General features: G+C 64.5%; 10 protein-coding genes. 2 read left to right on the plus strand and 8 right to left on the minus strand.

Features of this window, described 5'->3' with window-relative positions:
* Nucleotides 1–53 precede the first annotated feature (53 nt).
* The 8 genes from P9236_RS00090 to P9236_RS00125 form a co-directional block, all read right to left on the minus strand.
* Nucleotides 54–491 carry a CBS domain-containing protein gene (locus P9236_RS00090; protein ID WP_278072573.1) on the minus strand — a complete coding sequence of 146 codons (438 nt, stop codon included), beginning with the start codon at nt 489–491 and terminating at the stop codon, nt 54–56.
* Between the two features lie 274 nt (nt 492–765).
* The gene (locus tag P9236_RS00095) at nt 766–3,435 is read right to left on the minus strand and encodes a nitrate reductase (RefSeq protein ID WP_278072574.1); all 2,670 of its coding nucleotides are present in this window, start codon (nt 3,433–3,435) and stop codon (nt 766–768) included.
* 3 nt (nt 3,436–3,438) lie between these two features.
* The gene (nirD, locus tag P9236_RS00100) at nt 3,439–3,768 is read right to left on the minus strand and encodes a nitrite reductase small subunit NirD (protein WP_278072575.1); all 330 of its coding nucleotides are present in this window, start codon (nt 3,766–3,768) and stop codon (nt 3,439–3,441) included.
* A 70-nt stretch (nt 3,769–3,838) separates the two neighbouring features.
* Nucleotides 3,839–6,289: a nitrite reductase large subunit NirB gene (gene nirB, locus P9236_RS00105; RefSeq protein ID WP_278072576.1), complete on the minus strand. Its 2,451-nt coding sequence runs from the start codon at nt 6,287–6,289 to the stop codon at nt 3,839–3,841.
* A 17-nt stretch (nt 6,290–6,306) separates the two neighbouring features.
* Nucleotides 6,307–7,608 carry a nitrate/nitrite transporter gene (locus P9236_RS00110; RefSeq protein ID WP_278072577.1) on the minus strand — a complete coding sequence of 434 codons (1,302 nt, stop codon included), beginning with the start codon at nt 7,606–7,608 and terminating at the stop codon, nt 6,307–6,309.
* 65 nt (nt 7,609–7,673) lie between these two features.
* Nucleotides 7,674–7,853, minus strand: coding sequence for a hypothetical protein (locus P9236_RS00115; RefSeq protein WP_278072578.1), 180 nt, complete (start codon nt 7,851–7,853; stop codon nt 7,674–7,676).
* Nucleotides 7,854–8,215: 362 nt separating this feature from the next.
* Nucleotides 8,216–9,442 carry a CmpA/NrtA family ABC transporter substrate-binding protein gene (locus tag P9236_RS00120; RefSeq protein WP_278073045.1) on the minus strand — a complete coding sequence of 409 codons (1,227 nt, stop codon included), beginning with the start codon at nt 9,440–9,442 and terminating at the stop codon, nt 8,216–8,218.
* Between the two features lie 2 nt (nt 9,443–9,444).
* Nucleotides 9,445–10,047, minus strand: coding sequence for an ANTAR domain-containing response regulator (locus tag P9236_RS00125; RefSeq protein WP_278072579.1), 603 nt, complete (start codon nt 10,045–10,047; stop codon nt 9,445–9,447).
* A 277-nt stretch (nt 10,048–10,324) separates the two neighbouring features.
* Here P9236_RS00125 and P9236_RS00130 point away from each other — a divergent pair, with 277 nt between their 5' ends.
* Nucleotides 10,325–11,209, plus strand: coding sequence for an AraC family transcriptional regulator (locus P9236_RS00130; RefSeq protein WP_278072580.1), 885 nt, complete (start codon nt 10,325–10,327; stop codon nt 11,207–11,209).
* A gap of 225 nt (nt 11,210–11,434) precedes the next feature.
* The gene (locus P9236_RS00135; protein ID WP_278072581.1) at nt 11,435–12,502 is read left to right on the plus strand and encodes a sugar ABC transporter substrate-binding protein; all 1,068 of its coding nucleotides are present in this window, start codon (nt 11,435–11,437) and stop codon (nt 12,500–12,502) included.
* Nucleotides 12,503–12,520 lie beyond the last annotated feature (18 nt).

Raw genomic sequence — 12,520 nt, forward strand, 5'->3', positions numbered from 1 at the left:
CTTTTCGGGTCAGGAACGGACGTCTTCGCCTCGGCGGCGGGCACTTCCACGTGTCAATGCTTAGTTTGCGAGTGCTGACCGCCTGGCTGAGAGATGCCTTCCAGTGCCTTTCCCGCATGAGCAGCTTCGTCATTTCCGGCGAGATCGCCGAGCGAGACAATGCCCACCAGTCGTTTGTCCCTATTGAGCACGGGAAGGCGCCGTACCTGGATATCGCTCATGTTCCGAAGCACGTCGCTGATTTCCTCATCCTCGAAGCAATATTTGACATCGGTCGTCATGACATCTCGCACGGGAGAGTCTGGCCCCATTCCCAAGGCAACCCCCCGAACGGCGATATCTCGGTCGGTCACCATGCCGACCAGCCGATCGTTGTCGGCAACGGGAATGAGTCCAGCGTCCAGAACGGCCATAGCCTGGGCCACATCACGCAGAGTTGCTTCTGCGGTCGCAATTCGTACGTCCTTGGTCATGCACTCCTGCACTTTCATGACGGTTCTCCCAGAATTTGGTGCGCTTGCCGAAGACTTGATCAACGCCCAATGAACCTGCGACGAAAACGTTCCGATAAATTTGGACCCGGCCGTGCGGCCGGCCGATGCAACCGAGCTGGCGCCAGTACGCTATCGGGGGAACCCGGATCGAAACGGCCTGACGCAGCAAGCGTACCAAGCAGGGCTTAGGCCGGCTTGTCGTGTTTGTCGTCTGGATGCCTGAGCTCGCAGAGCCGTTTCCCGAGGAGGCGGTAATTTAAGCCGAGCCCTTTCACTCGGCCGCCTGAATCTGTCGGGCGTCGATGATCGCTCTTATTTCCGAGCGGCACGAGCCGCAGTTGGTGCCGGCGCGCAGCGTCGCGCCGATCGCCTCCAGACTGTCGCATCCCGAAGCGACGGCCGAAGCGAGCTGGTTTGCCCCGACATGGAAGCACGAGCAGACGACTCGCCCAATTGCGGGCATGGGTACCGGCGAGCGTCCGGACAAAAGCGCATGGCGATCGGCAGGCAATAGCGGCTGGCGGGTGGCCAAGAGTGACACCAGCCAGTCCCGCATCGGCAGTTGGTCTGGAGCGGCGACCAGCAGGGCCTCGGCCATGGTGCCACCTTCGTCGATGGCAGCGGCGCGATAGGCGAGCCCTCTGCGATCGGTGTATTCGAGCAGATGATCGTGCCGTTGAACGGCGAACAGCTTGCGCGCCAGGAGAATGCCCTGGTCCGGCGGCTCGGTTCCGGTCAGCTCGTAGATCCAGCCGCCCTCGACCGCGTGCCGGCTCCAATGGACGAAACCGGTTGGCCTGAGATCCCGCCGCGTGATGAGCACGCCGGCCCAGCCGGTGTTCTCGCGTACGATCCTGACCGGGACATGCTTGAGCTCCGGCTGGCCGGAATGCGGATCGGTGACGGGCGAGGACAACAGGCCTGCGGCGGCCTTGGCCGCGAAATGACCGCTCCAGTGCATGGGCATGAAGGCCTGGCCGCGCCGCTGCGCCTCCGTGATGCGCACTTTTGCGCGAACGAAGCCGAAGCGCGTCGAAAGATGCGCGAGGTCGCCGTCCTTCAGATGATGCTCGGCGGCGTCCACCGGATTGAGGTCGACAGCAGGTTCCGGCGCGTTGGCCATCAGGCGCGGCACGTTGCCGGTGCGCGTCATGGTGTGCCACTGGTCGCGCAGCCGGCCGGTGTTCAAGGCAAGCGGGTAGTCGGTGTCGACCGTGAAAGCCGTCGCCTCCTGGCGCACAGGCACGAAGCGCGCGCGGCCGTCGGGTGTGGCGAAGCGGCCGTCGGCAAACAGCCTTGTCTGGCGCTCGCGCCGCTCCGGCGCGGGCCAGTGGCGCGGAGCGAGGGCAGCGTAGTCAGCATCGCCGAGGTCAGCCAGGCCGCCGAGGTCGAACAGGCGCTGGCCGTCGTTCTCGAAAGCGGACAGCGCGGCATGCTCGCGGAAGATCTCGGACGGTGTCCGATAGGCGAAGGCATCGCCGAAGCCCATGCGGGTGGCGACCTCGCAGATGATGCGCCAGTCGGTTCTTGTCTCGCCGGGCGGCGGCAGGAACGGTCGCTGGCGCGAGACGCGCCGTTCCGAATTGGTGACCGTGCCGTCCTTCTCGCCCCAGGCGGCGGCCGGCAGCAGCACGTCGGCATAGCGCGTGGTGTCGGTGCGGGTCACATCCGAGGCGGCGACGAAATCGCATTTGGACAGGGCAGCGCGCACACGCGAAGCGTCCGGCATCGAGACCGCCGGATTGGTGCCCATCACCCACAGCGCCTTGATGCGGCCGTCGGCGACCGCCTGGAACATGTCCACGGCCTTCAGGCCGCCGCGCCGCGCGACATTGGGCGCGTTCCAGAAGCGGGAGACCCGGTCGATGTTGGCCTCATCGGCGAAGTCCATATGGGCGGCGAGCTGGTTGGCCAGACCTCCCACCTCGCGGCCGCCCATCGCGTTCGGCTGCCCGGTGACCGAGAACGGTCCCGTGCCGGGCTTGCCGATGCGGCCGGTGGCGAGATGGCAATTGATGATGGCATTGACCTTGTCGGTTCCATGCGCCGACTGGTTGACGCCCTGGCTGTAGACGGTGACGGTCCGCTCGGTGCCGGCAAAGAGTTCATAGAAAGCCTGGACGTCGGCGACGGCCAGCCCGCAGCCTTTCGCGACGCGCGCGATCGACGGCGCGTCGGCGCCGGCCAAAGCGGCCGTAGCGTCGAAGCCGGAGGTATTGTCGCGGATGAAATCGACATCGATCTTTCCGGTCTGGACGAGATGCGCCAGCAGCCCATTGAACAGAAGCACATCCGTGCCAGGATCGAGCGCCAGATGCAGGTCGCACTCGTCGGCCGTGGCGGTGCGCCGAGGATCGATGAAGACGATCCTGCTCCCGCGCTCCCTGCGTGCTGCGAGCATGCGCTGGTAGAGCACGGGATGACACCATGCGGTGTTGGAGCCGGTGAGCACGATGAGATCGGCGCACTCGAAATCCTCATAGACACCGGGAACGATGTCCTCGCCGAAGGCGCGGCGATGGCCGGCGACGGACGACGCCATGCAGAGCCGCGAATTGGTGTCGATGTTGGCTGAGCCGATGAAACCCTTCATCAGCTTGTTGGCGACGTAATAGTCCTCGGTGAGCAACTGGCCGGAGACGTAGAAGGCAACCGAGTCCGGCCCGTGCTCGGCAATCGCCTGGAAGAATTTCGCGGCAACAAGATCGAGCGCTTCGTCCCAACCAACCTGCCTGCCACGGATTTCCGGCTGAAGCAGGCGGCCTTCGAGGCCGAGCGTCTCGGCAAGGGCCGATCCCTTCGAGCAGAGGCGGCCGAAATTGGCCGGGTGCTCGGGATCGCCGCGGACGGTCGTCTTGCCGTCCGCGGCGATCTCGGCCAGCACGCCGCATCCCACCCCGCAATAGGGGCAGGTGGTCCTCACCTCGCGTGCTTCTTCCATGCCTCAGGCCGCTTTCGAGGCCAGCGCTTCGAGCGCGATGAAAAGCCGTTCGCCCTCGACCCTGACCGGGATCGTTCGGACAGAGCCTTCGTCGGCGCCGAGCGCCTTGCCGGTCTCCAGCGAGATCACCCAGTTGTGCAGCGGACAGGTCACGGACGCTCCGTGGACGATGCCCTGGCTCAGCGGGCCGCCCTTGTGCGGGCAATGGTCGTCCATGGCAAAGACCTGGTCATCGGCCGTACGGAAGACCGCGATCTTGCCGTGCGGGGTGGCCACGCAGCGCGCACCGCGGCGAGGGATGTCGGAAAGGGAGCCGATCGATGTCCAGGTCATTGGGTCGCCTTCGCTTGATATGAGTGCGCCAAGGCGCCCCCCTCTGTCCTGCCGGATGCAAACCTCTCCATCACTCCGCCGCCTCCGCAAAGCCGACGGTGGCAAGCGGCCGGAACTCGTGTTTGTCCTTGCCGGAGACGCGCTCGGACCATGGATCGACCTGCGCGAATTTCTGGCTGAAGACGAAGCGCTCGAAATAGGCGCGGCGCTTCTCGGCGTCGTCGAGGATCTGCCGCTTGATCTCGGCGGTGCCGATCCGCTTGGCCCATTTGTAGATGCGCTCCAGATAGCGGGCCTGCTCGCGATACATCTGGACGAGCGCCACGATCACCTCCAGCGCCTCGTCCTCGGTCTTGACCAGGCCGAGCACTTCGGTGCCCTTGATGTCGAGGCCGGCGGCGCCGGCGAAATGGATCTCGTAACCGGAGTCGACGCAGACCACGCCGACATCCTTGCAGGTCGCTTCGGCGCAGTTGCGTGGGCATCCCGACACCGCCATCTTCACCTTGGCCGGCGTCCAGGAACCCCACATGAATTTCTCGATGCGGATGCCGAGCCCCGTCGAATCCTGCGTGCCGAAACGGCACCAGTCGGAACCGACGCAGGTCTTCACCGTGCGCAGACCCTTGGCATAGGCGTGGCCGGAGACGAAACCGGCCTTGCCGAGATCGGCCCACACCGCCGGCAGGTCCTCCTTGCGGATGCCCAGCATGTCGATGCGCTGACCGCCGGTCACCTTCACGGTCGGGATGCGGAACTTGTCGACCACGTCGGCGATGGCGCGCAGTTCGCCGGCGCTGGTGACGCCGCCCCACATGCGCGGCACGACCGAATAGGTGCCGTCCTTCTGGATGTTGGCGTGCACGCGCTCGTTGATGAAGCGCGACTGATAGTCGTCGGCATATTGGTCAGGCCAGTCGCAGACCAGATAGTAGTTGAGCGCCGGCCGGCATTTTGCGCAGCCGCAGGAGCTCTTCCATTCGAGCTCCTGCATGACGGCGGGTATCGTCTTCAGTCCCTTCGCCTTGATCAGGCGCCGCACGTCGTCGTGGCCGAGTGACGTGCAGCCGCACATCGGCTGCACCGCCGCCGGATTGTAAGCGTCGCCCAGCGTGAGCTTCAGGAGCTGCTCGACCAAGCCCGTGCATGAGCCGCACGAAGCGGAAGCCTTGGTGTGGGCGCGCACGTCGTCGAGGCCGGTCAGGCCCTTGGCCGTAATCGCGCCGGTGATCTTTCCCTTGCAGACGCCGTTGCAGCCGCAGATTTCCGCATCATCCGCCAATGCCGCAACGGCCGCCAAAGGGTCCGAGGAAGCGCCTCCCTGGAACGCCTGTCCGAAGATCAGCGTGTCGCGCATCTCTGAAATGTCGGTCGCCTTCTTCTTGAGGTCGTTGAACCAGGCGCCGTCGGCCGTCTCGCCGAACAGCACCGTGCCGATGATGCGGTTGTCCTGCAGCACGACGCGCTTGTAGATGCCGGCGGATGCGTCGCGCAGGATGATCTCCTCGCGGTCGTCGCCGTCGGCAAAGTCGCCCAGCGAATAAAGGTCGATGCCGGTGACCTTGAGCTTGGTCGGCGTGTCGGAGTGGACGAAGCGCTTGTCCTCGCCATCCGCCAGCCTGGCTGCCGCGACGCGGGCCATCTCGTAGAGAGGCGCGACCAGCCCGTAGACATGGCCGCCGACCTCGGCGCATTCGCCGAGCGCCATGATCGCGGGATCGGACGTCTGCATGCGGTCGTCGACGACGATGCCGCGATTGACTTCCAGCCCTGCGTCCTTGGCCAGAGCGATGCTGGGGCGAATGCCGACCGCCATCACGACCAGCGTTGCCGGGATGATCGTGCCGTCCGTGAGCTCGACGCCCTCGACCTTGCCATTGCCGAAGATGGCCTTGGTGCTAGCCTTGGTCACGACCTTGATGCCGCGTGCCTCGACGGCCTTTTGCAGCAGGTAGCCGGCGGCGGGATCGAGCTGGCGCTCCATCAGCGTCGGCATGACGTGCAGCACGGTGACGTCCATGCCGCGTTCCTTCAGCCCGGCAGCGGCTTCGAGCCCGAGCAGGCCGCCGCCGATGACGATCGCCTTGGCGCGCGCCTGCGCGGCGAGCAGCATGGCGTTGACGTCGTCGAGGTCGCGATAGGTGAGCACGCCGGGCAAGTCCTTGCCCGGCACCGGAATGATGAAGGGCACCGAGCCGGTGGCTATGACCAGCCTGTCGTAGCTCTCGGTCACGCCGTGGTCCGAGGTGACGGTCTTCGCGTCCCTGTCGATGGCGACGATCCGGTGGCCCTTGTAGAGGGTGATGCCGTGCTTGATGTACCAGCCGTCGCCGTGGATGACGATTTCCTCGAAATCCTTCTCGCCCGAAAGCACCGGCGACAGCATGATGCGGTCGTAGTTCACGCGCGGCTCGGCGTTGAAGATGGTGACGCTATAGCGGTCGGGTGCTGCTTCCAGCAGGTGCTCGAGCATCCTGCCTGGCGCCATGCCGTTGCCGATGATGACGAGTTTTTCGCTCATGTCCGGTCGGCTCCGATCTATTCGGCGGCGTACGAGAGGGGCGCAGGCTTGACGGCGGCCGCGCGCTCCATCCGGCGGATGGTGACGTGCATCCAGACGAGGCACGAGACCACGATGAGGAAGAGCAGCATGAAGCAGCTCGACCAGACGCCAGTGAGGTCGTTCAGCGCGCCGAAGGCGATCGGCAGGATGAAGCCGCCGAGGCCGCCGATCATGCCCACCACGCCGCCAACCGCGCCGACGCTCTGCGGATAGTAGACCGGGATGTGCTTGTAGACAGCGGCCTTGCCGAGGCTCATGAAGAAGCCGAGCACGAAGGCGACGCCGATGAAGGCGAGCGGGCCGATCTCGAAATGGAAGGGGATCGGCCCGCTGATGCCGCGCACGACGTAGTCTGCCGAGGGGAGAGACAGAACGAGGGTCGCCACGGCACAAACGCTGAAGGTCCAGTAGAGCACGGTACGGGCTCCGATGCGGTCGGAAAGCACGCCGCCATAGGCGCGGAAGATGCTTGCGGGGATCGAATAGGCGGCGCCGATCATGCCCGCGGTGGCGATGCCGAAGCCGTAGACGCCGATCAGGTAACGCGGCAGCCAGAGCGACAGCGCCACGAACGCGCCGAAGGAGAAGAAATAGTAGAAGGCGAAGCGCCAGACCTGCAGGTTCTTCAGGGGGGCGAATTCCTGCCAGAAGCTTCTCGCGGGTGCTGCCTTGCCGGCGCGACGCTCGCGGATGACCGGATCGTCGTCGGTCGTGAGCCAGAACACGGCCGCCATGACGACCAGCGCCGCCGCCCAGATCAGCGCCACCGACTGCCAGCCCCAGGAGAGCAGCACGAACGGCGCCAGGAATTTGGTGACCGCGGCGCCGACATTGCCGACGCCAAAGATGCCGAGAGCCGTTCCCTGCCTGCCGGCGGGGAAGAAGCGCGAGACATAGGCGACGCCGACGGCGAAGGAACCACCGGCAAGCCCAACGCCGAGGGCCGCGACCAGCATCTGCCCGTAGGTATGCGCGAAGGCGAGCAGGAAGGTCGCGACCGCCGCACCGAGCATGGTCATGGTGTAGACCAGACGGCCGCCGTAGCGGTCGGTCCATACGCCGAGCACGATACGCACGAGGGAGCCGGTGAGGATCGGCGTGCCGACGAGCAGGCCGAACTCGGTCTCATTGAGGCCGAGTTCCTGCTTTATGCGCACGCCGATGATGGAAAAGATCGTCCACACCGCGAAGCAGATGGTGAAGGCGATGGTGGACATGACGAGCGCCTGCCGGGGAGCACTGTCCTGGCTGGGCGCGGCTGGGAGGTTTGCGGTCATGGTCGGCTCCGGTTTGCGGCGTGGGAGGCACCGCGAGTTGTGTTGATGAGGAAGCGCGGCATCGCTCAGCGCAACGAGAGCTGGCGCTGCGCGGTCGTTTCGGGGCGCTTGCCGTCGGTCATGGCGCTTGGGGGAAACAGCAGCAGTGCCGCGGTGAACAGCACCGCCGTCAGCATGCTGCTGGCGATAAAATCGCGGCGCGTGAAATCCCTGAGCGTTGTCGCAGTTCCGATCCGTGTCGTCATAGTCGTCTCCGCCTGGCGCCGCCTGGGATCGGCGCGTCGATTCTCGGGTTCGGGTCCAAAAACAAAAAAGCTGCCGTCCAGGTCTCTCGCGTCCGTACATCCGGGATCGCGTGGTTACCTGAGCGGCAGCTTTGCCTGTGGCGCCCGCCATTGGACGCCGTATTCTATTGCCCACGAGGAGCTCGATTATTTCAAAGCATGAAGCGTGCCAGTTTTGTGTCGATAGGGATTTTCAAGCAAAATCAATTTGATACCTGCCTTCCGCGCCGACCGGCCCAGGCGGCAATACGGTCAAACATTGATCAACGGGACGGGCAGGGCGCACAAATTTTGTGCAATGCACAAGAATGACGCGCTAATGATCAGGCGCGCTTCTGGCCGGCGATGTAGGCGTTGATCTTGTCCGGATCGAAGATCTGGCCGTCGAAGAAACCATCGGGGCCAAGGATGAGACTGGCCCCTGCGGAGCCGACCGGCGTCGCAGCCTTCAGCGCGCCCTCGACCTTGGCATTGGCGCCGGGCAGGGCCACGCCGAGCGGCTTCAGCGCCGAGCGGTAAAGGTCGGGCCGATAGCAGTCGCGGGCGATCGCCAGGTTTTGCGGCGTGTGCGGCAATTGTCCCCAGCGTACCATCTGCGTGTAGAACCAGAGCGCGTGGCTTTTCCAAGGGAAGTTCGCCGCCTTGTCGAAGGGCAGGAAGAAATCCTCGACGCGCCGTTCCGCCCCCCCGCCGAGTTGCAAGCGCCCGGTGAGCGCCGGCATCTGGATCGCCTCCGGCTGGCCAAGGAAAGCGGGCCTCGCCATCAGCGCGGCCAACTCGTCGCGGTTTGCAGGATCCTGGCACCAGCGGGCGGAATGATGCAGCGCCCTCAGCAGCGCCGCCAGAGTGTCAGGATTCTCCTCCGCCCACGCCCTGCGGGCGCCGATCACCTTTTCCGGGCTGTTGCGCCATAGCAGCGCCTTGACGGTGACGATGCGGCCGGTGCCTGCGGCGACGGCAGCGCTGTTCCACGGCTCGCCGACGCAGTAGCCGTCGATGCGGCCGGCGGCGAGCGCGTCAGCCATGAAGGGCGGCGGCACGATGACGACCTCGATATCGCGGTCAGGATCGACGCCGCAGGCGGCGAGCCAGTAGCGCAGCTCGTAATTGTGCCCGGAATGCGGATGCACGACTGCGAAGCGCAGCGGATCGCGGCCGGTGGCCGCCCGGGCGCGGATCAGCGCGCCGAGCGCCGCCCCGGCACGCGCCGGATCGAGGTCGGGCGCAGCGCCGTTTGCCGCCATGCCTTCCCACACCGCAGTGGAGACGGTGATGCAGTTGCCGCCGAGCCCTAGCGAGAAGGGCACAATGGTCTCGGAGGCGAGCGGCGTGAGACCGAGGCTGCAGGCGAGCGGCATCGGCCCAAGCATATGGGCGACATCGAAATGGCCGATCGCGATGCGGTCGCGGATGTTGGCCCAGGAGGTCTCGCGATGCAGCTTGAGCTCGACGCCTTCGCGGGCGGCAAAGCCCATCTCGCCGGCCGCGACCAGAACGGCGCTGTCGAAGAGCGGCATGAAGCCGGCGGTGATCTGATGCGCGGCAGTCATGCTCATTCGCCCTCCAGCGGTCCCAGCAATCCCGCCGCCGTCACCAGGCTCTGGGCGATCTCGGCGATCTTGCGGTTCTGGTTCATGGCGGTCTTGCGCAGAAGCGCGTAGGCCGCCTCCTCGCTCAAGCCGCGCGACTTCATCAGTATGCCCTTGGCGCGATCGATGACCTTGCGATTCTCGAGCTCGCTGCGCGCTTCCTCCAGTTCGCGCGCCATGCGCGAGAAGGCATTGAAGCGGCTGATCGCCATGTCGAGGATCGGCTTGATGCGCTCCTTCTTCAGCCCGTCGATGACATAGGCCGACACGCCGGCGTCGACCGCCGCTTCGATCGAGGCCCGGTCGGAGCGGTCGACGAACATGGCGATCGGCCGTTTCACCGCGCGCGAAAGCTGGAACATGTTTTCCAGCATATCGCGGTTAGGGTTCTCGAGATCGATAACGATGACATCCGGCTCCAGCTCGGCGATGCGCTTCGCAATGCCGGCCACGTCATGGACCACGGTGACATGCCGATGGCCGGCATCCCGCAATCCGGCCTCGATGATCGAGGCGCGGATGCGGTTCTCGTCGATAACAAGGATGGTCAACGAACCGGCGGACATGCGCCTATTGTGCAGCCCGGCCGGAATTGTGCAATGCGGTAGCGGGGTCCGAAGCGAACTTTCCCGCGCCCAAGCGTCGGCGGCCAATCCCAGATATTCGAAGGCTCTAATTTTCGAAGGTGATTTTTCGCTGGGCCAAAATGGTCAAAAACGTATCAGTAGACGCGGTGTGGCGAGGTGGCGGCCATCTTTGGCCGCCGCTATCCTGACCCTAGATGAGCCAAACAAACGGCCGCGGTTCGAAGGCTGAAACACCCGACAGCCTCCGGGAGGAAGCATGGGACCCGATCTGGAAGTCATACAGATAAGGCCTGGCGAGTCATTCGCGGTGAAATGGCACGGCTATCCGTACCATACGGTGCGCTGGCATTTTCATCCGGAATACGAGCTACACCAGATCGTCGCGACCAAGGGCCGCTATTTCGTCGGCGACTTCATCGGCGAATTCGATATCGGCAATCTCGTGCTGGCCGGCCCCAACCTGCCGCACAACTGGATCAGCGAGGTTCCGGAAGGCCAGTCGGTTCCGCTGCGCTGCAGGCTGGTCCAGTTCAGCGAGGAATTCATCGGTGGCGCGATCACGACTTTTCCGGAGCTCGGCGCCGTCTCGCCGCTGCTCGATCTGTCGCGGCGCGGGGTGCTGTTCAGCAAAGCCGTGAGCAGACAGGTCATGCCCCTGCTGGCGGAGATCACGCATGCCTACGGCGTGCACCGGATCAGCCTGTTCATGTCGATCATGGAAGCGCTGAGCCGAGAGACCTCGCCGCGCGTGCTCGCCAGCGAGAACTATCTGCCGGACCCGTCGGGATATATGTCGGCCGGCATGAACCAGGCACTTGCCTATATCCGAGAGAACCTGACGCAGCAATTCAACGAAGGCGATCTCGCCGCGATCGCAGGACAGACGCCGAGCGCCTTCTCGCGGTCGTTCCGCAAGCACACAGGCATGTCGCTGCTGCAATACATCAAGCGTCTGCGCATCAACCTCGCCTGCCAGATCCTGATGAGCGACGAGCAGGCGCAGATATCGGACATCTGCTTCGAGGTCGGCTTCAACAATCTGTCGAACTTCAACCGCCAGTTTCTGGCCGAGAAGGGCATGCCGCCTTCCCAGTTCAGACGATTGGTTGCGGACAATTTCGCGGCCGCGCGCGCCGCATAGAAAGGAGTTTGGGAGGAAAAACAAGCCTAAGTAAGAACCAGGACGAAGCGATGGGTCGCGCGAGCGAACCAGCGATGGATAAATATTGCCTCGTGTCATGCCAGCGGGAGGAAGCCGTTGGGCTGCTGCACGAGTTCGCTAGACTTCCGATCGGGCGGCACGAGCAGACATCCATGCCCGATGTCGAGGTCCGTTACATCAAACAACGGGAATGGAGAAGACCTTATGTCCAGATACATATCCAGATTGGCCGCGGCCGCCATGGCCGTCTCGAGCCTCGCCCTCGGCGCGACGTTAGCCAATGCGCAAGATATTGCCGGTTCCACGGTCGCGTTCCTGATGCCCGACCAGGGTTCGACACGCTACGAAGAGCATGATCATCCCGGCTTCGTCGCCGAAATGAAGAAGCTCTGCGACAGCTGCAAGGTGCTCTACCTCAACGCCGACGCCGACGTCACCAAGCAGCAGCAGCAGTTCAATTCGGTCATCACACAAGGCGCCAAGGTCGTCGTGCTCGACCCGGTCGATTCCGCCGCGGCGGCGTCGCTGGTGCACAACGCGCAGGCACAGGGCGTCAAGGTCATCGCCTATGATCGTCCGATCCCCGACGCCAAAGCCGACTTCTATGTCTCTTTCGACAACAAGGCCATCGGCAAGGCGATTGCCGCCTCGCTGGTGGAGCACCTCAAGGCCAAGGGCGTGTCGAGCGACGGCGATGTCGGCGTGCTGCAGATCAACGGCTCGCCGACCGACGCCGCGGCGGGCCTGATCAAGGACGGTATCCATGAAGGCCTCAAGACCGGCAGCTACAAGACGCTCGCCGAATTCGACACGCCGAACTGGGCGCCGTCGAATGCCCAGCAATGGGCGGCGGGGCAGATCTCGCGCTTCGGCAACAAGATCGTCGGTGTGGTCGCCGCCAATGACGGCACCGGCGGTGGCGCCATCGCCGCGTTCAAGGCCGCCGGCGTCGATCCGGTGCCGACGGTGACCGGCAACGATGCGACGATCGCCGCCTTGCAGCTCATCATTGCCGGCGACCAGTACAACACTATTTCCAAGCCGAGCGAGATCGTCGCGGCGGCAGCGGCGAACGTTGCGGTGCAGCTTCTCAAGGGCGAGACGCCGAAAGCCGAGACGACGCTCTACGACACGCCCTCGAAGCTCTTCGTGCCGGCGGTGGTGACGCAGGAGAACCTCAAGGCCGAGATCATCGACAAGAAGATCCAGACCGCAGCCCAGCTCTGCACCGACCGCTACGCCGAAGGCTGCAAGAAGCTCGGCATTGAATAAGGAGCAATGCCGTTTGCG

Source organism: Mesorhizobium sp. WSM4884 (assembly GCF_029625675.1).
Lineage (GTDB): Bacteria > Pseudomonadota > Alphaproteobacteria > Rhizobiales > Rhizobiaceae > Mesorhizobium.

Excerpts from the sequence above, each read along its gene's own strand:
- P9236_RS00135 (WP_278072581.1), top strand. The coding sequence starts at position 11,435 with ATGTCCAGATACATATCCAGATTGGCCGCGGCCGCCATGGCCGTCTCG.
- P9236_RS00110 (WP_278072577.1), bottom strand. The coding sequence starts at position 7,608 with ATGACCGCAAACCTCCCAGCCGCGCCCAGCCAGGACAGTGCTCCCCGG.
- nirB (WP_278072576.1), bottom strand. The coding sequence starts at position 6,289 with ATGAGCGAAAAACTCGTCATCATCGGCAACGGCATGGCGCCAGGCAGG.
- P9236_RS00130 (WP_278072580.1), top strand. The coding sequence starts at position 10,325 with ATGGGACCCGATCTGGAAGTCATACAGATAAGGCCTGGCGAGTCATTC.
- P9236_RS00090 (WP_278072573.1), bottom strand. The coding sequence starts at position 491 with ATGAAAGTGCAGGAGTGCATGACCAAGGACGTACGAATTGCGACCGCA.
- P9236_RS00115 (WP_278072578.1), bottom strand. The coding sequence starts at position 7,853 with ATGACGACACGGATCGGAACTGCGACAACGCTCAGGGATTTCACGCGC.
- P9236_RS00120 (WP_278073045.1), bottom strand. The coding sequence starts at position 9,442 with ATGACTGCCGCGCATCAGATCACCGCCGGCTTCATGCCGCTCTTCGAC.
- P9236_RS00095 (WP_278072574.1), bottom strand. The coding sequence starts at position 3,435 with ATGGAAGAAGCACGCGAGGTGAGGACCACCTGCCCCTATTGCGGGGTG.
- nirD (WP_278072575.1), bottom strand. The coding sequence starts at position 3,768 with ATGACCTGGACATCGATCGGCTCCCTTTCCGACATCCCTCGCCGCGGT.
- P9236_RS00125 (WP_278072579.1), bottom strand. The coding sequence starts at position 10,047 with ATGTCCGCCGGTTCGTTGACCATCCTTGTTATCGACGAGAACCGCATC.